The sequence below is a fragment of the Enterobacter cloacae complex sp. IR5384 genome, from assembly GCF_049237265.1.
In the GTDB taxonomy this organism is placed as follows: domain Bacteria; phylum Pseudomonadota; class Gammaproteobacteria; order Enterobacterales; family Enterobacteriaceae; genus Enterobacter; species Enterobacter cloacae.
On the sequence record NZ_JBMKHJ010000001.1, the window covers coordinates 134,441 to 154,872 of the forward strand.

Genomic DNA, 20,432 nt, shown 5'->3' on the forward strand with positions numbered 1-20,432 from the left:
TAAGTCCTTATCAGTTGAGGCCGCGCACGGAGGAGATGAACTGCTTCAGTTCGGTGGTCTGCGGGTTAGCGAAAAGCGTTTTGCTGTCGCCCTGCTCCCAGACTTTCCCCTGGTGCATAAACACCACGCGGTCGCCCACTTCGCGGGCAAAATTCATTTCATGGGTCACGAGAATAAGGGTCATCCCTTCTGCTGCCAGCTGCTCCAGCACCTTAAGCACTTCGCCCACCAGTTCCGGGTCGAGCGCGGAGGTGATCTCGTCACAAAGTAAGACTTTTGGCGACATCGCCAGCGCACGGGCAATTGCCACGCGCTGCTGCTGGCCGCCGGAGAGACTCGACGGGTAGTAATCCAGACGATCGCCGAGGCCGACTTTCTCCAGCATCTGCTGCGCCAGCGCCCGGCATTCGGCGGCGCTTTTCTTCAGCACCCGACGCGGGGCGAGCATCACGTTTTCCAGCGCCGTCATGTGCGGGAACAGGTTAAAGTTCTGGAACACCATCCCGACCGAGCGGCTGATTTCACGCGCCTGGGAATCCCGGTCGGTAATGGTCATGCCGCCAAGCTTGATGCTGCCGTCCTGATACCCTTCCAGACCGTTGATGCAGCGCAGCAGGGTGCTTTTGCCGGATCCGCTGCGCCCGATAATCGAAATCACCTGGCCCATGTCGATATCGAGATCGACCCCCTTCAGGACATGGTTATCGCCGTAGTACTTCTGTACCTGATTAATGGTGATGAGAGGCATTGAATTTAGTCTCCAGATAACGGCTGTAACGCGACAGCGGATAACACAGAATGAAGTAGCCCAGCGCCACCAGCGCAAAGACCTTAAACGGTTGATAAGTGACATTGGTGAGCATCGTCCCGGCTTTGGTCAGCTCGATAAAGCCGATGATTGACGCCAGCGCCGTGCCCTTAATCACCTGGACGGCAAAACCGACCGTCGGCGCAATCGCAATCCGCAACGCCTGCGGCGCGACCACCCGATAAAGCGTCTGGCCAAAGGTCAGCCCCAGACAGCGCGACGCTTCCCACTGCCCTTTGGGCAGCGCGCGAATGCTGCCAAACCAGATATCAAGCAAAAACGCGCTGGTGTAGAACGTGAGGGCCAGCGATGCGGCGGTCCATGGCGAGACATCGATGCCGAACAGCGCCACGCCGAAGAACGCCAGAAATAGCTGCATCAGCAGCGGTGTACCCTGAAACAGTTCGATATAGCCGCGGATCAGGCGCATGATCAGTCGTCCGCCGGTGAGACGCAGCAGCAGCAGCGGCAGGGTCACCACCGCGCCGCCGACAAACGCCACCAGCGACAGCAGTATCGTCCAGCGCCCGGCCAGCAGCAGGTTGCGAATAATGTTCCAGTCGGTAAAGGTGGTCATCATGCCTGCACCCCCAGCCATTTGCGTCCTGCCGCCATCATCAGCTGACGCAGGGTAATCGACAGCGCTAAGTAAATCCCGGTTGTCACCAGATAAACCTCAAAGCTCAGAAACGTTCTGGACTGGATCAGGTTGGCGGCAAAGGTCAGCTCTTCATACGAGACCTGCGACACCACCGACGAGCCGAGCATCACGATAATGCACTGGCTCACCAGCGCCGGATAAATACGCTGTAGCGCAGGCGGTAACACCACGCGAATGAAGGTCTGGGTGCGGGTCAGCCCCAGCACGCGTCCGGCCTCCCACTGCCCTTTGGGTGTTACCTGAATGCCCGCCCGGACAATCTCCGTGCTGTACGCGCCCAGATTGATCACCATCGCCAGCAGTGCCGCCTCACCCGCCGTCATCTTCAGCCCCATATTGGGCAGGCCAAAGACGATAAAAAACAGCTGCACCACAAACGGCGTGTTACGGATAATCTCCACGTAACCGCCCCAGATCCGGCTAAACCATGTCGCCCGCCCGCTGCGAATGGCCGCCCCGAAAATACCAATCGTCAGACCGCCCAGGGTCGCCATCACCGTCAACTGGATGGTGACCCACAGCCCGGCCAGCAGCGCCGGCCAGTGCGGCCAGAGCTCAGAGAAATGGAGTTGCTCTGTCATTGCCTTACACGCCAAGGCTTGCCGGCAGCGGCGCCTTGAGCCACTGCTCAGAGAAGCCGTTCAGGGTGCCGTCTTTAATACCCTGTTCAATCAGCGCATCCACTTTCGCCTTCAGCGCCGGTTCATTTTTCTTCAGCCCGATAAAGCACGGAGAATCTTTCAGCATAAAGCTCGGCACCGGGGCTTTCTCCGCGTTCTGGCGTGAGATGGCCGCCACCACGAGGTTGCCGGTGGCCACATACTGCACCTGTCCGGAAAGATACGCCGACAGCGTGGTGTTGTTGTCCTCATAGCGTTTTACATCTGCGTCTTTCGGCGCCAGGCTGGTCAGCACCATGTCCTCGACCGCGCCACGCGTCACGCCGATGGTTTTACCGCTCAGGGCGGCGGCATCTTTCAGCTCTGCGCCTTTCGGGCCAAACACCCCGAGGAAGAACGGCGCATAGGCGCGGCTGAAATCGATCACCTTTTCACGTTCCGCATTCTTACCGAGGCTTGAAATGACAAGGTCAACTTTGTCGGTTTGCAGATACGGCACGCGGTTGGCGCTGGTCACCGGAACCAGTTGCAGCTTGACCTTCATCTGTTTGGCCAGATAGCGCGCCATATCGATGTCATAGCCCTGCGGCTGCAGATCGGTTCCGACCGAGCCAAACGGCGGGAAATCCTGCGGCACGGCAATGCGAATGGTGCCGCGTTTCTCGATATCCTGAAGCTGGTCCGCCTTTGCCGACAGGTTAGTGAACAGACAAACGGCCCCGGCCAGTGCAATCAACAATTTTTTCATGGTGCTTCCCCGTAACGTTAACATGAAACAAAAGATTCTTTGAATTGGATTTTGCAACTAATGTGCCAGATAAAGCGAAACGCGGGATTTTGTTGTAAAGCCTGATAAAACAAAGGCGGGGCGAAAAAGCTCTCTCTTTTTCGCCCCGCCTCACTGCACCATTTCAATGCAAAGCACCACACCGATGCCCCATTATCGTTGTTCGAGCTCGTCCAGGTGCTGATACAGGGTGGCGATCTCATGAATGCGCGGACGGCCTTTATCGAGGATTTCATGTAGGAAGGCGTTTGCCAGCAGGTTGATCAGACTGTTGACCGAGGCGTAGCTGTCATAGGCTGAGACGCTGTCCAGCGGAGCGCAGAGCTGCCAGCTCGCCAGCGGAAACAGGCTGTGCGCCTGCGGCTCGCACATCAGCAGCACCGGAATACCACTGCTCTGAAGCTGCTGCAGCAGCGGGCGGATAATGCGCGGTCGGCGACGAAAGGCCATCATCACCACCAGATCGTCGGGGGTGAGATCCACCAGCTCTTCGCTCAGGCTCTGCCCGGGCTGCGGCAACACCAGCACCTGCCCGCGCGCCTGCAACAGCTGCTGACGCAGGTGCAGCGCCGCGGGATAGGCGTTACGCATCCCTATAATGACGATGCGCTTCGCCTTAACCATGCACGCCATCGCGTCGGCAAACTGCCGGGCATCCAGGGCATTCACCCACTGGGTCAGGTTAGCCATCTCCTGCTTATAGTGACGCGCCAGCAGCGTATTGCCCTGCACCGCGTCGCGGTTGTCCGTCAGCGGCATACCGCTCTGGCGCAGGGTACGCAGCTCATCGCGCATGTCCTTATACTTCTCATAGCCCAGACGCTTAAACAGGCGGCTCACCGTGGCTTTCGACACCCCGCTCAGCTGTGCCAGCTCGGCGCTGTTGTAGCTGATCAGGTCGTCGAAGTGATCGAAAATAAAATCCGCCACCCGCTGCTCCTGCGGCGACAGTGACGCGTATTGTGCTTTCAGTCGTTCATCAAGCTGTTCCATAACGCCTCTGTAACGTTTGTTTCATCTCTCGCTCTCTATTCATTAAGCATGCCAGCTTATCAGCCGGGATGACATGAAACTTTTCTTTCATACCTGGAACAGCTTTTGCAGCGCCTTGTGACTTTCAGGGTTATGAGGACTGTTCATGCAAAGTAATGTCTCCGTACACGGAATGGCGGTTGCCCCCCATCATCTTGCCAGCCAGAGCGCGCTGTCTGTGCTGCGCGATGGCGGTAGCGCGATTGAAGCGATGGTCGCGGCAGCGGCCACCATTGCCGTGGTCTATCCCCATATGAATGGCCTGGGCGGCGATGGCTTCTGGCTTATCGTGCCCCCCGGCGGCGAACCAATTGCCATCGATGCCAGCGGCGCGGCGGGATCGCTGGCGACGCTTGCCGCCTATGGCGATCTGGCGCACATCCCCCACCGCGGCCCCCGTGCGGCGCTGACCGTGGCGGGTACCGTCAGTGGCTGGGCGGAGGCGCTTAAAGTCTCACACGCGCTGACGGGCAACGCCCTGCCGCTGACGCGCCTGCTGGCAGATGCCATTGACTATGCCCGCAATGGCACGCCGGTCACGGCCTCGCAGGCCACTGCCACCGCCAGTAAATTCGACGAACTGAAAGACCTGCCCGGCTTCGCAGAAACCTGGCTGGTAGACGGCAAACCACCGGAGGTCGGCAGCCGGTTTTATCAACCGGCGCTGGCCTCCACGCTGACGCAACTTGCCGAAGAGGGTCTGGAGAGTTTTTATCGTGGTCCGCTGGCGGCGCGTCTGGCCCGTGGGATGGAGACGCTCGGCCTGCCCATTACGCTGGCGGATTTGAACGCGCATGTCGCCCGGCGCACCACGCCGCTGAAATTAGCGCATCAGCAGGGTGAGGTCTGGAACCTCGCCCCACCGACGCAGGGGCTGGTCTCGCTGGCGATCCTCGGCATCACCGACCGTCTGGCGATGGCCGATGCCGACGACGCCGGGACAGTGCACCGCATTGTGGAAGCCACCAAACTGGCCTTTGGCCTGCGCGATGCCCACATCACCGACCCGCGCGAGCTGAAAACCGATATCCAGAGCCTGTTGGATCCTGCGGCGCTTCAGGCGCTCGCCGACCGGGTTGACGATAACCATGCCGCGCCGTGGGGCACCGGCAAAGGCCCTGGCGATACGGTGTGGATGGGGGTGATGGATAACAGCGGCCTGGCCGTGTCGTTTATCCAGAGCATTTATCACGAGTTCGGCAGCGGGGTGGTGCTCCCGGATACGGGTATCGTCTGGCAGAACCGGGGGGCGTCGTTCAGCCTCGATCCCGCACATCTTCTGGCGCTCGCGCCGGGCAAACAGCCGTTCCATACCCTGAACCCGGCCGCGGCGCGTCTGAACGACGGACGGGTGATGGTCTACGGCTCCATGGGCGGTGACGGCCAGCCGCAAACTCAGGCCACGCTCTTTACCCGCTATGTGGTGCAGGGTCTGCCACTGCAGGAGAGCATCTCCCGTCCGCGCTGGCTGCTGGGGCGCACCTGGGGACAAAGCTCAGACACTTTAAAAGTGGAAGGCCGGTTTTCCCCTGAAACGATCGCACGCCTGCAGGCGCTGGGTCACGAGGTGGAGATCTTCCCGGACTTTAGCGAAGCCATGGGCCATGCGGGCGCGATTGTCCGCCACCCGAACGGGCTGTTTGAAGGCGCGTTCGACCCGCGCAGCAACGGCGCCGCCGCCGGATACTGAGGAGAAAACCATGACAACACAACAACCTGACTGGCATGCCTACCTGGCGCAGATGGAGACCGTGCTGGGCGTTGAGCTGGATGACGCCCGCCGCGCGGAACTTCAGCAGCAGTTTAGCCGCATTGCCGCCATGGCCGCCCCGCTGATGGCGCTGCCGCTTGATGACCGTCTGGAGATCGCAGGAGTATACAAAGCATGAGGCTACACGAGATGAGTATCAGCGCGATCCAGCAGGCACTGACTGCAGGCGAGTTAAGCGCCCGCGAAATCGCCCGTCAGACGCTGGAGGATATTGCGCGCATCAACCCGCAGATCAACGCCTGGACGGCGGTTACCGAAGCGCGGATGCTGGCCGAGGCAGAAAATATCGACACCCTGCGCCGGGAAAAGCGCCCCCTGCCGCCGCTGGCGGGCGTGCCTTACGCGGTAAAAAACCTGTTTGATGTGGCCGGGCACACCACCCTCGCCGGAGCTGAGCTGTTCAGCAAGCGTTCCGCTGCCAGCGCAGACAGCTTTGCGGTTCGCCAGCTACGCAGCGCGGGAGGACTGTTGTCCGGGATGGTCAATATGGATGCCTATGCCTACGGCTTTACCACGGAAAACAGCCACTACGGCGCCACGCGTAATCCGCACGATCTGACGCGCATTGCAGGCGGCTCCTCCGGTGGCTCTGCCGCCGCCGTTGCCGCCGGGCTGGTCCATTTTTCACTGGGTACCGACACCAACGGGTCGATTCGCGTCCCGGCGTCCCTGTGCGGAATTTACGGTTTAAAACCGACCTTTGGCCGCCTGTCACGCTCCGGCAGCCACCCGTTTGTCGCCAGTCTCGATCATATTGGGCCGTTTGCCCGCCGGGTGTGCGATCTGGCGTCCGTGTACGATGCGCTACAGGGACGAGACACCAGCGACCCTTTTCAGGCAGAGTCCTCCCGCGAGCAGACGCGGCCTTTGCTCGATCGCGGTCTGGATGGTTTGCGCTGCGCCGTCCTCGGGGGCTATTTCAGCACGTGGTGTAACGACGACGCCCGGGAAGCCGTCGCGTGCGCGGCACGTGCTCTTGACGTCCAGGAGGAGCTGCAGTTTCCTGAAGCCGCGCTGTCCCGCTCTGCCGCGTTTATCATCAGCGCCTCCGAAGGGGGGAACCAGTACCTGCCGTCACTTCGCCGTGAACCGGAGCGTTTTGAAACACACTCCCGCGAACGCCTGCTGGCTGGGGCGATGATCCCTTCCGCCTGGTATATTCAGGCCCAGCGTTTTCGCGCCCACGCCCGACAGGCCTGTAAAGCGCTGTTTGAGCAGGCCGACGTGCTGATCGCCCCGGCAACGCCGCGCAGCGCCACGACGATTGGCGAGCAGACCATGGAGATTAACGGCGAGCCACTGCCGGTGCGCGCCAGCATGGGGATGCTGACGCAGCCGATTTCATTTCTGGGTTTGCCCGTCACCACCGTTCCGCTACGCACCGCCCAGGGGGCACCGATTGGTCTGCAACTCATCGCAGCACCGTTTAATGAACAAGCCTGCCTGCGCGTGGCGCGGGTCCTGGAAGCGAGCGGGATAACCGATGCCCGTCCTGCGGAGATGGCACAATGATGAATCACGACGACATTAACCTTCCCTGGGTGATGGCGGACGTCACGGCCGCGTTTTATCGCTATGAAGATGCGCTGGTGAGCAACAACATTGCGGTGCTGGATGAGTTGTTCTGGCACGACAAAAACACGGTGCGACTGGGCGCGGGGGAAAACCTCTACGGCATTGATGAAATCCGCGCCTTTCGGGCGGCGCGCCCCTCCGCCGGGCTGCAGCGGACGTTGCGCAATACCGTGATCACCACCTTCGGAGAAGATTACGCGGTGTGCAGCACCGAATTTACCCGCGAGGGGACGGAACGCATTGGCCGCCAGCAGCAGACGTGGGTGCGGTTTGCTTACGGGTGGCGGATCGTGGCGGCGCAGGTGAGTGTGATGTCGTGACGCTGAAAAACCTGCCCGGTAAGGCGCAGCCGCCACCCGGCACAATACGACACCACTATTTCTGAAACGGATGCACGTCCCGCCAGTGGTCAGCAATTTGCTGGCGGGTACAAACCCACACCCGCTCGTGCTGCTGCACATAATCCAGGAACCGCTGTAGCGCGCGAAAACGGCCCGGACGCCCCAGCAGGCGGCAGTGCATGCCGATGGACATCATCTTCGGCGCGCTTTCACCCTCTTCATACAGCACGTCAAAGCTGTCTTTCAGATAAGTATAAAACTGCTCGGCGGTATTAAACCCCTGGGCGGTGGCGAAGCGCATGTCGTTCGCGTCCAGCGTGTAGGGCACGATCAGGTGCGGTTTACGGCTGCCATCGCTGCAGGCCACTTCCGTCCAGAAGGGCAAGTCGTCGCCATAGTAGTCGCTGTCGTAGTCAAAACCGCCGTGCTCGACCACCAGCTGGCGCGTGTTGGGGCTGTCGCGCCCGGTGTACCAGCCCGCAGGCGGCTTGCCAAACAGATCGGTCAGCACGTGCACCGCTTTGTGCAGATGTTCCCGCTCCTGGTTGATATCCATGTTCTGATAGTGGATCCAGCGCCAGCCGTGGCTGACCACGTCGTAATCCGCCGCCTTAATCGCCGCGACAATCTCCGGGTGACGCGCCAGCGCCATCGCCACGCCAAAGACCGTCAGCGGCAGGCCGCGTTTCTGAAATTCATGATGAATTCGCCAGAACCCGGCGCGGCTGCCGTATTCGTACAGGGAGTCCATGGACATGTGTTTGTCGGGATAGCTGGCCGCTCCAATGATGTCCGAGAGAAACTGTTCCGACCCGGCATCGCCGTGCAGGATATGGTTTTCTGCCCCCTCTTCATAATTGAGCACAAACTGCACGGCGATGCGTGCCTGATTCGGCCACTGCGCATGCGGCGGGTTGCCTGCGTAGCCACGCAGATCCCGCGGATAACCCTCTTCAAAAAGCCCCATTGCTACCCCCCCAAAAATTAAAATGGATTCAATGCCTGAAAATGTCCGCTTAACGGTTTGTTCTCCGGGAAGGCCAGATCCCCGTGCTTGCTGGTTGACAGCCCCAGCGCCACCAGCGATTCCACCATCTTCACCGCCGCACTGACGCCGTCGATCACCGGCACGCGCAGCTCGCGCGTCAGCTCCTGGGCGAGCGTTGCCATCCCGCCACAGCCCAGCACGATGGCGCCGCAGCCATCCTCTTTCAGGGCCTGTATACAGCGCGCGCGCACCTTCTCCTGCGCCAGGCCGCTGCCGTCTTCCAGCGCCAGCACCGGGAGATCAATCGCGTGCAGGGCCGCGCAATGATCCTGAAAGCCATACTGCTGCAGCAGATGACGGGCGATAATCAGCGTGCGCGGCAGCGTGGTGACAATGGAAAAGCGCGTCGCCACCAGCGTGGCCATGTGCATGGCGGCTTCGGCAATGCCGACAACCGGCCCTTGCGCCAGCTCGCGCGCGGCCAGCAGCCCTGGGTCGCCAAAGCAGGCAATCACGTGCCCTTCCACCCCCTGCTCTTGGCCTTTTTTGATTTGCTCAAGGACACCCACGGCAGCAATGGCTTCATCAAAATGGCCTTCGATTGAGGGCACACCCGCACTGGGGCAGACCGCGAGGATCTCCGTGCCCGGTGCAGCCACCGCGCGGGCGGCCGCGCCGATGGTTTCCGTCATCGCGAGGCTGGTATTGGGATTAATGACTTGTATACGGACAGACGACATTACGACTCCTTGTGGCTGGCGAACAGCCGGGCAAAATCGGGCAGGCATTCCCCCGCCCGTTCAAAACAGAGGCTGGCGACGATATGTTCAAAATGGTGCATTAAGGCATCACTCAGGGGTTGCAGCGCTTTCTGACGCAGCAGCTCCACAAGCTGTTCGTGGTCATTGCAGCGACACCCCTGACGCCACGGCGCGCCCCAGGTGGCAATCACCAGCGAGGAGCGCTGGCTCAGGCGGGTCACCATCTCCGTCAGGACCTGATTGCCGGAGATGGCCTGCAGCTGAATATGGAAATTTGCGGAGTGGCGGATCGCCGCCGGGCCGTCGTAAGCCTCATGCGCCTGCTGCTCCTGACGGATGATTGACGCCAGCGCGGCCAGATGCGGCGGCTGACAGTGCGCCAGCACGTCCGGTAGATTGGCGACCTCCAGCAGCGCGCGGGTGCGAAAGATCTGCCGGGCCTCTTCGACCGTCGGGCTGGCAACGTGTGCACCACGTTTGGGCGTTAAGGTGACCATTTGCACAGCGGCGAGTCGCTGCAGCACCTTACGGATGCCCGTACGACTCACGCCAAAGACCTCCGCCAGCGCCTCTTCCGGCAATTTGCTTCCCGGCAGCAGTTGATGTTCGACAATCGCGGTCATCAGCGCCTGAAAGATGGATTCGTCTTTGTCTTGCAGGTCTGGCGCGGCGTGCAGACTGTTCACGTTGTTCATTAACCACTCCATTTTTTACTTTTCGCTATCGAATCGTATACATAAAAATAAAATATTGCATACAAGATTTATTATTTTGGCCTGGATCCTGCAACACCGTCTGCACTCCCACTCAACGGGTTTTCATTCACAGGAGCAGGTTTCATGCCAAACAGACAAAAAACGCAACACGGTACGGCCGCTGATTCCGGTGCGGTATACAGCCCACGGCTTTGCAATGAGGATCTGGCACCGACGCGTGACCAGAACTGGAGCTGGTACAACATCTTTTCTTTCTGGATGTCCGACGTCCACAGCATGGGGGGATACGTGGTCGCCGCGAGCTTCTTTACGCTCGGGCTGGCAAGCTGGCAGGTGTTGCTCTGCCTGCTGGTGGGAATTTGCATTGTGCAGTTGTGTGCCAACCTGGTGGCGAAACCGAGCCAGATGGCGGGCGTGCCGTATGCGGTGATCAGCCGTCAGGCCTTTGGCGTGTTCGGGGCAAACATTCCGGCGGTGATCCGCGGGCTTATCGCCTTTGCCTGGTACGGCATTCAGACCTATCTGGCCGCTAACGCCCTGATGCTGGTGGCGCTGAAGTTCTGGCCGTCGCTCTCGTCGCTCACCACCGGCGCGTTCCTCGGGCTGTCGCACCTGGGCTGGGTCTGCTTTGCCATTATGTGGGTATTGCAGGCAATGGTCTTCTGGCACGGCATGAATGCCATCAAGCGCTTTATCGACATCGCCGGCCCGGCGGTGTATGTGGTGATGCTGGCGCTGGCAGGATGGATTGTATACAAGACCGGATTCGACGGGATCTCCTTTACCCTCGCCAGCAAATCCCTGAGCGCGGGCGAGCAGACCTGGCAGATGATCACCGCCACGGCGCTGGTGGTTTCCTACTTCTCAGGCCCGTTGCTCAACTTTGGTGATTTCTCCCGCTACGGCAAAAGCATGGGGGAAATCCGCCGCGGCAACCGCTGGGGCCTGCCGTTTAACTTCCTGCTGTTCTCCATCGTGACTGTGGTGATTGTCTCCGGTACCCAGTCGCTGTTTGGCCGCATGATCACCGACCCGATTGAAACCGTCAGCCGCGTGGGCAACGATCTGGCGGTGGCGATTGGTCTGTTGACCATGATCACCGCCACCATCGGGATTAACATCGTGGCCAACTTCGTCTCCCCGGCGTTTGATTTCTCTAACTGTTCCCCGCAGAAAATCAGCTTCCGCACCGGGGGAATGATTGCCGCCGTCGGCTCGATCCTGTTAACCCCGTGGAATCTGTTTAACTCCCCGGAGCTTATTCATTACACCCTGGATGTGCTGGGGGCGTTTATCGGTCCGCTGTTCGGTATCCTGATTGCCGATTTCTACCTGATTAAGCGTGGCAAGGTATCCGTGGACGACCTGTTCGATGACACGCCAGAAGGGAAATACTGGTACCGCAACGGCTTTAACCCGAAAGCCATCGGCGCGCTGATCCCCTCGGTTGCCGTCGGGCTGGTGATAAGCTTCATCCCGGCGCTGCATGAGGTGGCAAACTTTAGCTGGTTCATTGGCGTGTTCCTTGGCGGGGTAACCTACCGCTGGCTGGCTCGCGAAGAGCGCGAAGGGGCGTCCGCCGCTCACTTCACGGCACGCGAGGCCACGCAAACAATCAGACAGGAGCCGTGATGGATTACCAGACTGCGATACGCGGTGCATTTTTCGATATCGCCCGGGTCTGCGACAGCGCAGACCTGATTGCCGACCATGCGCGCTACCAGGAGGACGGCCTGCTGTTTATTTACCACGGGAAAATCGTGGCGCTCATGGCCTGGCAGGAGGGAGAGCAATATCTTGACCCGCACAAGGGTTACACCGACCTGCGCGGCAAACTGCTGCTGCCCGGCTTTATCGATACCCACGTTCATTACCCGCAGACCGAGATGATCGGCGCCTTCGGCGAGCAGCTGCTGGAGTGGCTGACCACCTATACGTTTCCGGTGGAGAGCCAGTTTGCCGACGAGAGCTACGCAAAAGAGATCGCGGAATTTTTCATAAATCAGCTGGTGAGCCACGGCACCACCACCGCACTGGTGTTTTGCACACTGCATCCGCAATCGGTGGATGCGCTGTTTACCGAAGCATCGCGCCTGAATATGCGCCTTATCGCCGGGAAGGTGATGATGGACCGGCACACCCCGGACTACCTGACCGAAACGGCACAACAGAGCTACCAGCAGACGCGGGATCTAATCCAGCGCTGGCACCACCATGGACGGCTGGGGTATGCCATTACGCCACGCTTTGCACCCACTTCATCACCGGAACTGCTGGCGGCGGTGCGTTTACTCAGAGAGGAGTTTCCGGACACCTGGCTGCAGACCCATCTGAGCGAAAACCCGAACGAAGTGGCCTGGGTTAATGACCTGTGGCCGGAGCATGAACGTTATCTGGATGTCTATCACCACTACGGCCTCACCGGCGAGCGCAGCGTGTTTGCTCACGGGATCCATCTACACCACAGCGAGTGGCAGTGCCTGCACGACACCGGATCGGCGGTGGCGTTTTGCCCTACCTCCAATCTGTTTCTTGGCAGCGGGCTGTTTCGGTTACCCGCCTGCTGGCAGCACAAGGTGCGGATGGGTATCGGCACCGACGTCGGCGCGGGTACCACCTTCAGCATGCTGCGCACGCTGGGGGAAGCTTACAAGGTAGGTCAATTGCAGAGCTATCGCCTGCGCGCCAGCGAGGCCTTTTATCATGCCACGCTGGGTGGCGCGCATGCCCTGCGTCTGGATGACAAAATTGGCAACTTCGCTCCAGGCAAAGAGGCCGATTTTATCGTGATCGACCCGGCCGTCACCCCGCTGCAGCGCCTGCGTAGCGGGCGCTGCAAGGATATCTACGAGCAACTGTTTGTGCTGATGACCCTGGGCGACGAGCGTAATATCAGCCAAACCTGGGTCAACGGCGAGCCAGTGTGGTCAGCTGCCGCGGTAGGTTGACCAGCCGCCAGGAGCAATCACAAACGGCAGATGGAAGTGCTCATCTGCCGTTTCGCCGATAAGAAAATCAATCTGCGCGCAGGGATAGAGCGTGTCGCGCCCCGTTTCGCTAAACCAGGCGCCAGTCTCGGCCACCAGCCGATAGCGGCCCGCAGGCAGGACGGGAACAAATTCGGTGATGCGGCCCTGCGCGTTGGTCACGCCAGTTGCGATGATCTCCGCGTCCTGTTCAAGACGTACCGTCACCCCCTGCGCGGGTTTGCCCGTCGAGATATCCAGAATATGTGTACTGAGCGTGCTCATGCGCCAATGACTCCTTCCAGTCGTAATAAGGTAATTTCCCGCAGCTGATCCAGTGCGGCCTGCACCTCCTGCGCATCGCTGTTTTCCAGCCGCGCGTTCAGGGCCTGGAGGATCTCCTCCCCGCTGCGGCCTTTGGCGCGGATCAGAAAGACGCGCCCGAAACGGCTTTCGTAGCGGGCATTACCTGCCCGTAACGCCTCAGCAAGCCGGGCATCATCATGATTCACCGCTCCCTGCTCCCGACGCGACAGCGCCGCCTCCGCCTGCGTGCCCATGGGCTTCTCACCGATGCGCGGATGCGCGCTCAGGGCCCGCGTGAGCGCGTGTTCATCCCAGCTTTTCGTCAGCGCCTGGGCCGCATCAAACAGAGCATCCCGGCTCGGATAAGGCCGCCCGGCGACCAGCGCCTCGGCCCAGCCGGGAATGGCCACGCAAGGGTGTAATAGCGTAAGCACCTCTTCGTGACCCCGGTAATTAAAATCGTCCAGCGTTATCATGGTTCCTCCCGTGTCATCATCGTCCCTGAACATTGCACAAAACACGCCACTCTTGCCTGAGACCTGAAACAGTTGATTCCTGATCCCTAAACCGGAAATTATTGATTCATAAAAAGGCATTCCCACCGCGATAACTCACCTTAGCAGTGCAAAAATCCCTCCCACAACGCCCTTTACCCCACTCTGCAGCCTGGTACGCAAATTGCTGATGTTAATGACACCCGGCAAAAGGAGAGAAGCATGAAAGCAATCGTCATTGGTGCGGGCATTGGTGGCCTGAGCGCCGCTGTCGCGCTGGAAAAGGCGGGCATCGACTGTACCGTGTTTGAAGCAGTAAAAGAGATCAAACCCGTTGGCGCGGCCATCTCCATCTGGCCCAACGGGGTGAAATGCATGCAGCACCTCGGCATGGGCGACATCATTGAGACATACGGCGGGCCGATGCGTTTTATGGCCTACAAGGATCACCGGCGCGGCGACACGTTGACCCGCTTTAGCCTGGCCCCGCTGGTGGAGCGCACCGGGGGACGCCCCTGCCCCGTCTCGCGCGCTGAACTGCAGCGCGAGATGCTGGACTTCTGGGGTCGCGAGCGGGTGCAGTTCGGCAAGCGCGTCGAACACGTCCGGGAAGATGATGCTGTCGTCAGCGTAACATTTACCGACGGCAGCACGGCGACGGGCGATTTTCTGATTGCCGCCGACGGCAGCCATTCGGCGGTGCGCCCGTACGTGCTGGGGTATACCCCCGAGCGCCGCTACGCCGGTTACGTTAACTGGAACGGGCTGGTGAAGATTGATGAAGAGATTGCCCCCGCCCACCAGTGGACCACGTTCGTGGGAGAAGGCAAGCGTGTGTCGCTGATGCCCGTCTCCGGTGGCCGCTTCTATTTCTTTTTTGATGTCCCGCTTCCCCTCGGTCTGGCGGAAGATCGCACCACCCTCAGAGCCGATCTCACGGGTTACTTCCGCGGCTGGGCGCCGCCGGTGCAGAAGCTGATCGCCGCGCTGGATCCGGATACCACCAACCGCATTGAAATCCACGACATTGAGCCGTTCGACAGCCTGGTACGCGGCCACGTGGCGCTGCTCGGCGATGCGGCGCACAGCACCACGCCGGATATCGGCCAGGGCGGCTGCGCGGCGCTGGAGGATGCGGTGGTGCTGGGTGATTGTCTGCGCCAAAACCACAACATTACGCTGGCGCTGCGGCAGTACGAAGCCCTGCGCTGCGATCGGGTACGCGACCTGGTGCTGAAGGCTCGCAAGCGCTGTGACGTCACGCACGGTAAAGATATGGCGTTAACCAGAGCCTGGTATCAGGAGCTGAGAGAGGAGACCGGGGAGCGCATTATCAACGGTCTGTGCGACACCATTCAGGGCGGACCATTAGGCTGAACGTAAGAGGAATACACATGAATAAAGCACCTGTACCACCCGCCCATTGCACGTTTGAGCCAGAGGACTGGCTGCGTCTGGCAAAGTGCTGGCATCCGGTTGCGCGCGCCTGCGACATTGGCGCGGCGCCGGTTAAGGCGACCCTGCTGGACGAAGCGCTGGTTATCTACCGCGTGAAAGGCCAGGTCGTGGTCGCCCGCGATGTTTGTCCACATCGCGGCGTGCCGTTGACGCTGGGCTTTCATGATGAGCACGGGATTATCTGCCCCTACCATGGCCTGCGCTTCGGGGAAGATGGCCGCTGCAACCGTATTCCCTCCAGCCCCGACCAGCCGGTACCGGCGAAGCTGAACCTGATTAACTACGCCGTGGAGGAGCGCTTTGGCTTGATCTGGACGTGTCTGGCGTTTGACCCGGATAACCCGATGCCGCTGCCCACCATGCCGCACTGGGATGACGACGGCTTTCAGCAGATCAACTGTCCGGCGTTTGAGGTGAATGGCTTCGCTGGCCGCCAGGTGGAAGGATTTCTGGATGTGGCGCATTTTGCGTGGATCCACACCAGCACCTTTGCGGATCCGGATAACCAGCTCGTCCCGACCTATCAGCCACAGGAAACACCGTTTGGTTTTGTAGCGGACTACTGGAGTTCGGTGAGCAATTATCCCGCCAGCGCTGACGTGCAGGCGCCGGAAGGCTTCCAGTGGCTGCGCCATTTTGAAATGCACCTGCCCTTTACCGCCACCCTGACGATCCATTTTCCGGGTGAATCCCGGCTGGTGATCATGAACGCCGCGTCGCCGGTCTCGTCACGCGTCACCCGCATGTCTGCCCCGATTGCGCGCAACTTTGATCTGCATATCCCGGTGGAAGAGGTGCATGCCTTTAACCTGCGGATTTTTGAGGAAGACCGCCTGATGGTCGAGACCCAGCGCCCGGAAAGTTTGCCGTTGGATCTGACCCTTGAAGCCCATATTCCCGCGGATAAAAGCTCGATTGCCTATCGCCGGGGGCTGAAAAAGATGGGTTTTGGCGCGTTTTTCCTGGTCTGATGGAGGGCTGTCATGAGTGATATTTTAAGCGTTATCGTCGACGGGCTGTGGCGGCAGGGGAACAAAAGCCTCGCCGTCAGGCTGGTGGCGGAAAACGGTGAAGCGCTGCCAGAGTGGCAGCCCGGTGCGCATATCGACGTGCATCTGCCCTGCGGGGTTATACGTCAGTATTCCCTGACCGGCCCATGCGGGAGTGAAGGCTATCTGATCTGCGTGGGCCGGGAAACCGCCTCGCGCGGCGGGTCGCGCTATATTCATGAGACGCTGCGTCCCGGTCAGACGCTGCTGATCTCCGCGCCGCGCAATCTGTTTGCCCTGCAGGAGGCCGAACGGGTGTTGCTGCTGGCTGCGGGGATCGGGATTACGCCACTGTATGCCATGGCCCTGCAGCTGGAAGCAGCCGGAACCCCGTTCACTCTGCACTATTATGTCAGACACGCTGAAAGCGCGGCTTTCGCCCGCGAGCTGGCGCAGTTTGAGCATGGTAAGTGCGTTATCCATACCACCAGCCCGCGCACGTTGCTGGCAGAGCATATCCCGGTGGCCGCGGCGGGTCTTCACGCCTGGGTCTGTGGCCCGGCCGGGTTTATGGAAATGGTACGTGAGGTGGCGACGGCGAAAGGCTGGGATGGCGCCACGATCCACAGCGAGGCGTTTCAACCCGCTGCGCCTGATACCGGCGCTGAAAGCGGCGAGATCTTCACGATTAAACTGGCCTCCACCGGAGAGCGCTGGCCTGTGCCCGCAGATAAAACTATTGCCCAGGTGCTACAGGAAAACGGTGTGGCCGTACCGCTCTCCTGCGAGATGGGGATCTGCGGTGCGTGTCTGACACCGGTGATTGACGGCGTGGTGGATCACCGGGACAGCGTACAGTCAGAGGCAGAGAAAAACGCCCCGAACCCGCATGTGGCGCTGTGTTGCTCAAGAAGTCATTCCGCTGAGCTGGTGATTGGGCTGTAAAACGAAAAAACCCTGCGATAGTGCTATCGCAGGGTTTTCGAATTTGGCGGAAGCGTAGAGATTCGAACTCTAGAACCCTTTCGGGTCGCCGGTTTTCAAGACCGGTGCCTTCAACCGCTCGGCCACGCTTCCAAAGTGAGGCGCACTATAAACATCTCTGAGCATGATGTAAAGCGTGAAATTGCATAAAGTTACACTTGCTCACCATCACCCCGCCCTCTGGCGTCATGACTCACTTCGGCGACGTTAATCTGGATGTGAAGTTTCCCTCTCATTACAGGCACCGGCAAATGTCCGGCAGGCAGCGTGTTGCGCTCAATCACAATATATGTATTATGTTATAACATAACAATTTAGGATTGATTTTTATGCTTCTGAAAAAAGGGTTATTACTGACAGTACTGCTGGCCATGGCACCAGCCACGTTTGCAGCAACAACTTACCCGCTGACGATTGAAAATTGCGGCGTCAGGCAGACCTTTACGCAAGCGCCACAGCACGTCGTTACCGTGGGTCAGCATGAAACGGAATTGATGCTCGCGCTGGGCCTGGAAAAATCTGTCGCCGCAACCTCAGTCTGGTTCGGCAAACTCCCGGATTCGCTGGCTGATGCCGGAAAAAAACTCCCCCGCCTTGCGGATAACTCCCCCTCTTTTGAAGCCGTGGTGGGACAAAAACCGGAACTCGTCCTCGCTCAGTATCACTGGCATATTGGCCCGCAGGGCGAGGTGGGAACACGCGAGCAGTTTGCATCACTGGGGATTAAGACGTGGATCTCCCCTGCCGACTGCACGGACAAAACGGTGACGGCAACCTCAAACGCAGACGGGGCACGGAGCACGCCGTTTTCACTGGCAGAAATAAAACACGAAGTCACAGACCTGGCCGCCATCTTTGATGTTCCCACGCGCGGCGAACAGCTCAATCGTGACCTGACAGAACGGATTCAGAAAGCGCAGGCGCGCATCTCAGCAAAACCCCTGAAGGCTGTCTTCTGGTTTTCAAGCAGCCGCCTGAATGGCGATCCCTGGGTGGCAGGGAATTACGGCGCACCTGGCTGGATAAGCCGCACGCTGGGGTTAAAGAACGTTATTGACTCGCATGATGAATGGCCCGCTGTCACCTGGGAACATATTGCCCAAATGCAGCCAGACGTTATCGTCATCGCTCAGATGTCACGCAGGCTCTACCCTGCCGATGACGCCGCGGTAAAAGAGGCCTTTTTACGACGCGATCCGGAGACAAGAAACATTCCGGCGGTCAGGAATAATCAGATTATTGTGGTGCCCGCAATGTCGTTAAACCCTTCTTTGCGTAACGTCGACGCGGTTGAGCTTATCAGCGATCGGCTGGCTTCATTCCAGGACGAATAATGAGTCATGTATCTTCTCCCCGCCGCCAGCAGGGGTTAATGGCGGCAGGCGCCGTGGCATTGCCGCTGATGCTGGTCTTTGCCGCGAGTATCGGCGATATGCCGGTATCGTATGCCGTTACCGGAAAAGCGATCCTCAATGGTCTTGGGCTGACTGCATACGGTCTGCCGCAACCCGAGGAAGGCATCGTCTGGCAGTACCGCATGAGTCGCGCACTCATGGCTGCTTGCAGCGGCGGCGGCCTGGCGCTGTGCGGGCTTGTGCTCCAGTCAATACTGCGCAACCCCCTGGCGGAGCCCTATCTGCTGGGCATCTCCGCAGGCGCTTCGCTGGGGGCCGTCTGCGTGATGCTGCTCGGTATCGGGGGGAGCGTGATTGGCGTGAGCAGCGGTGCGTTTGTTGGCGCCTGCGCCGCTTTTGCGCTCATCATGTTGATTACAAACGGCATGAGCGCAAGCCCGTCGCGCATTTTGCTGGCAGGCATTGCGGGCACACAGCTCTTCAACGCCATGACCGCGTATATCGTCAGCACCTCCGCCAATGCCGAGCAGTCGCGTAGCGTTATGTTCTGGTTAATGGGCAGCCTGAGCGGTGCGCGCTGGCCAGACGCGCTGCTGGCGCTGACCGTTACGTTGACGGGCCTGCTGATGGTATGCCTCTTTGCGCGGGCGCTGGACACCTTTACCTTTGGAGACGAGGTCTCTACCACCCTCGGGATTCCGGTGACCGCCGTACGAATTATCCTGTTGCTGACCTGCGCGTTCGTCACCGCAACCCTGGTCAGTGCCATAGGCGCAGTGGGATTTGTGGGGCTGGTCATTCCCCATGTGACGCGCATGCTCAGCGGTCCGGGCCATCGCCGCACGATCCCGCTGACGTTTCTTATCGGCGCGCACTTTATGATCCTGGCCGATGTCGTGTCACGCACGCTGATTGTGCACCAGGTGCTTCCCATCGGCGTGGTGACGGCACTGGTGGGCGCACCTGTCTTTGTGGCGCTGCTTTATCAAAACCGGAAGGAGCATCCATGAATATTTCCGTCTCCGGGTTAAGTGTGACCCGACAAGCACAGACGGTGCTTGAGGATATCGATCTCGACCTGTCATCCGGGCAGATTGTCGGCCTGTTAGGGCCAAACGGCTCGGGCAAATCAACGCTGCTACGCTGTCTTGCCGGGCTGTTTCCACACCACAGTGAACGCGTCGCGCTTAATGGCACGTCGCTTAGCGTGATGCCGTTAAAAACGCGCGCGCGGCAGTTAGCCTTCGTCCCGCAACATGCCGACATTGAGGGAGAACTGACCGTCGAGGAAATCGTGCGGCTGGGACGTACGCCTTACCGGAAGGCGTTTCAGAGAAGCACTCGCGATGATGATATGGCGGTGGAAGAGGCGATTAGCCTCATGCGGCTATGCGGATTACGCCAGCGGCGGTGGCAGCAACTGTCTGGTGGGGAGCGTCAGCGAACCCAGATAGCACGAGCGCTGGCACAGCAGCCCCGGGTGTTGCTGCTTGATGAGCCGACAAACCACCTGGACATTCAGCACCAGCTGGAGCTGATGCGGCTTATATCGCAACTGCCTCTTACGGTGGTGGTGGCGCTGCACGATCTCAATCTGGCGGCCAACTACTGCCAGCGGCTGATCCTGCTGAAGGCCGGGCGTATCGCGGCCACGGGCGCGCCTGCGGAAGTGCTCACCCCTGAAAATATAGAGCAAACCTGGTGCGTCAAAGCGAGCGTCTACAGGGCAGACGCCGGGATGACGATCGGCTACAACATGGGCGGCATGGCGGAGGTGTAGAGCCAAAGCAAAAAACCCTGCGATATTGCTATCGCAGGGT

Annotated in this window: 21 protein-coding genes, 1 tRNA gene and 1 pseudogene; 12 read left to right on the forward strand and 11 right to left on the reverse strand. The window is 59.8% G+C overall.

The genetic code is table 11. The features are described from left to right. Positions 1 to 10: 10 nt before the first annotated feature. From ACOTX3_RS00690 to hpxU, 5 genes are all read right to left on the reverse strand, one after another. On the reverse strand, positions 11 to 748 hold the full coding sequence (locus ACOTX3_RS00690; RefSeq protein ID WP_013097221.1) for an amino acid ABC transporter ATP-binding protein: 738 nt from the start codon (positions 746 to 748) through the stop codon (positions 11 to 13). Beyond that, a complete protein-coding gene (locus ACOTX3_RS00695; protein WP_058678403.1) occupies positions 729 to 1,385 on the reverse strand; it encodes an amino acid ABC transporter permease in 657 nt (218 codons plus the stop codon). The genes ACOTX3_RS00690 and ACOTX3_RS00695 overlap by 20 nt, the downstream gene beginning before the upstream one ends. Then, entirely contained in the window at positions 1,385 to 2,050 is a 666-nt protein-coding gene (locus ACOTX3_RS00700; RefSeq protein ID WP_040021584.1) for an amino acid ABC transporter permease, read from the reverse strand. The genes ACOTX3_RS00695 and ACOTX3_RS00700 overlap by 1 nt, the downstream gene beginning before the upstream one ends. 4 nt (positions 2,051 to 2,054) lie before the next feature. After that, positions 2,055 to 2,837: a transporter substrate-binding domain-containing protein gene (locus ACOTX3_RS00705; RefSeq protein ID WP_040021585.1), complete on the reverse strand. Its 783-nt coding sequence runs from the start codon at positions 2,835 to 2,837 to the stop codon at positions 2,055 to 2,057. Positions 2,838 to 3,029: 192 nt separating this feature from the next. Continuing rightward, positions 3,030 to 3,869, reverse strand: coding sequence for a MurR/RpiR family transcriptional regulator HpxU (gene hpxU, locus ACOTX3_RS00710; protein WP_013097225.1), 840 nt, complete (start codon positions 3,867 to 3,869; stop codon positions 3,030 to 3,032). A gap of 145 nt (positions 3,870 to 4,014) precedes the next feature. Here hpxU and hpxW point away from each other — a divergent pair, with 145 nt between their 5' ends. The 4 genes from hpxW to hpxZ are packed head-to-tail and all read left to right on the forward strand — an operon-like array spanning position 4,015 to position 7,574. After that, positions 4,015 to 5,598: an oxamate amidohydrolase gene (gene hpxW / locus ACOTX3_RS00715; protein ID WP_058678387.1), complete on the forward strand. Its 1,584-nt coding sequence runs from the start codon at positions 4,015 to 4,017 to the stop codon at positions 5,596 to 5,598. A gap of 10 nt (positions 5,599 to 5,608) precedes the next feature. Next, positions 5,609 to 5,797, forward strand: a complete 189-nt coding sequence (gene hpxX, locus ACOTX3_RS00720) for an oxalurate catabolism protein HpxX (protein WP_047024026.1) — start codon at positions 5,609 to 5,611, stop codon at positions 5,795 to 5,797. Continuing rightward, a complete protein-coding gene (locus tag ACOTX3_RS00725; RefSeq protein ID WP_058678388.1) occupies positions 5,794 to 7,191 on the forward strand; it encodes an AtzE family amidohydrolase in 1,398 nt (465 codons plus the stop codon). The genes hpxX and ACOTX3_RS00725 overlap by 4 nt, the downstream gene beginning before the upstream one ends. Further along, positions 7,188 to 7,574 (forward strand): oxalurate catabolism protein HpxZ, encoded by a 387-nt coding sequence (hpxZ, locus tag ACOTX3_RS00730; protein WP_058678389.1) that lies wholly within the window; start codon positions 7,188 to 7,190, stop codon positions 7,572 to 7,574. Before ACOTX3_RS00725 ends, hpxZ begins: the two co-directional genes overlap by 4 nt. 55 nt (positions 7,575 to 7,629) lie before the next feature. Here the strand turns inward: hpxZ and puuE are convergent, their stop codons facing one another. The 3 genes and pseudogenes from puuE to ACOTX3_RS00745 all read right to left on the reverse strand — a co-directional run bounded on the left by puuE (position 7,630) and on the right by ACOTX3_RS00745 (position 10,039). Beyond that, a complete protein-coding gene (gene puuE, locus ACOTX3_RS00735; protein ID WP_336340649.1) occupies positions 7,630 to 8,529 on the reverse strand; it encodes an allantoinase PuuE in 900 nt (299 codons plus the stop codon). Beyond that, positions 8,447 to 9,323: pseudogene (gene hpxA, locus ACOTX3_RS00740) on the reverse strand (allantoin racemase). The gene puuE and the pseudogene hpxA overlap by 83 nt, the downstream one beginning before the upstream one ends. Next, positions 9,323 to 10,039 (reverse strand): GntR family transcriptional regulator, encoded by a 717-nt coding sequence (locus ACOTX3_RS00745; protein ID WP_013097231.1) that lies wholly within the window; start codon positions 10,037 to 10,039, stop codon positions 9,323 to 9,325. The pseudogene hpxA and the gene ACOTX3_RS00745 overlap by 1 nt, the downstream one beginning before the upstream one ends. A 144-nt stretch (positions 10,040 to 10,183) precedes the next feature. On the opposite strand from ACOTX3_RS00745, the gene ACOTX3_RS00750 reads away from it, so the two are divergent. Both ACOTX3_RS00750 and guaD read left to right on the forward strand, forming a co-directional pair. Next, positions 10,184 to 11,692 (forward strand): NCS1 family nucleobase:cation symporter-1, encoded by a 1,509-nt coding sequence (locus ACOTX3_RS00750; RefSeq protein ID WP_058678391.1) that lies wholly within the window; start codon positions 10,184 to 10,186, stop codon positions 11,690 to 11,692. Beyond that, positions 11,692 to 13,008 (forward strand): guanine deaminase, encoded by a 1,317-nt coding sequence (gene guaD, locus ACOTX3_RS00755; RefSeq protein ID WP_058678392.1) that lies wholly within the window; start codon positions 11,692 to 11,694, stop codon positions 13,006 to 13,008. Before ACOTX3_RS00750 ends, guaD begins: the two co-directional genes overlap by 1 nt. On the opposite strand, the gene uraH is transcribed toward guaD, so the two are convergent. Continuing rightward, the gene (gene uraH, locus ACOTX3_RS00760; RefSeq protein WP_013097234.1) at positions 12,988 to 13,311 is read right to left on the reverse strand and encodes a hydroxyisourate hydrolase; all 324 of its coding nucleotides are present in this window, start codon (positions 13,309 to 13,311) and stop codon (positions 12,988 to 12,990) included. The two genes, guaD and uraH, sit on opposite strands and share 21 nt — an antisense overlap. After that, positions 13,308 to 13,808, reverse strand: coding sequence for a 2-oxo-4-hydroxy-4-carboxy-5-ureidoimidazoline decarboxylase (gene uraD, locus ACOTX3_RS00765; protein WP_057072080.1), 501 nt, complete (start codon positions 13,806 to 13,808; stop codon positions 13,308 to 13,310). Before uraD ends, uraH begins: the two co-directional genes overlap by 4 nt. A gap of 240 nt (positions 13,809 to 14,048) precedes the next feature. Between uraD and hpxO the strand changes: the two genes are divergently transcribed. Genes hpxO through ACOTX3_RS00780 form a run of 3 tightly spaced genes read left to right on the forward strand, consistent with a single transcriptional unit; the run spans position 14,049 to position 17,218 of the window. Further along, positions 14,049 to 15,203: an FAD-dependent urate hydroxylase HpxO gene (hpxO, locus tag ACOTX3_RS00770; protein ID WP_058678393.1), complete on the forward strand. Its 1,155-nt coding sequence runs from the start codon at positions 14,049 to 14,051 to the stop codon at positions 15,201 to 15,203. Positions 15,204 to 15,220: 17 nt separating this feature from the next. Further along, positions 15,221 to 16,255, forward strand: coding sequence for a molybdenum cofactor-independent xanthine hydroxylase subunit HpxD (hpxD, locus tag ACOTX3_RS00775; protein ID WP_127868995.1), 1,035 nt, complete (start codon positions 15,221 to 15,223; stop codon positions 16,253 to 16,255). Between the two features lie 12 nt (positions 16,256 to 16,267). Further along, complete coding sequence (locus tag ACOTX3_RS00780) at positions 16,268 to 17,218, forward strand: PDR/VanB family oxidoreductase (RefSeq protein ID WP_058678394.1); 951 nt, start codon at positions 16,268 to 16,270, stop codon at positions 17,216 to 17,218. Between the two features lie 44 nt (positions 17,219 to 17,262). Here the strand turns inward: ACOTX3_RS00780 and ACOTX3_RS00785 are convergent. Continuing rightward, positions 17,263 to 17,350, reverse strand: a tRNA-Ser gene (locus ACOTX3_RS00785). 236 nt (positions 17,351 to 17,586) lie between these two features. Here ACOTX3_RS00785 and ACOTX3_RS00790 point away from each other — a divergent pair. The 3 genes from ACOTX3_RS00790 to ACOTX3_RS00800 are packed head-to-tail and all read left to right on the forward strand — an operon-like array spanning position 17,587 to position 20,392. Further along, a complete protein-coding gene (locus ACOTX3_RS00790) occupies positions 17,587 to 18,591 on the forward strand; it encodes an ABC transporter substrate-binding protein (RefSeq protein WP_127868994.1) in 1,005 nt (334 codons plus the stop codon). Further along, positions 18,591 to 19,622, forward strand: coding sequence for a FecCD family ABC transporter permease (locus tag ACOTX3_RS00795; RefSeq protein WP_127868993.1), 1,032 nt, complete (start codon positions 18,591 to 18,593; stop codon positions 19,620 to 19,622). The genes ACOTX3_RS00790 and ACOTX3_RS00795 overlap by 1 nt, the downstream gene beginning before the upstream one ends. After that, positions 19,619 to 20,392 carry an ABC transporter ATP-binding protein gene (locus ACOTX3_RS00800; protein WP_058678397.1) on the forward strand — a complete coding sequence of 258 codons (774 nt, stop codon included), beginning with the start codon at positions 19,619 to 19,621 and terminating at the stop codon, positions 20,390 to 20,392. Before ACOTX3_RS00795 ends, ACOTX3_RS00800 begins: the two co-directional genes overlap by 4 nt. The last annotated feature ends 40 nt before the right edge of the window (positions 20,393 to 20,432 follow it).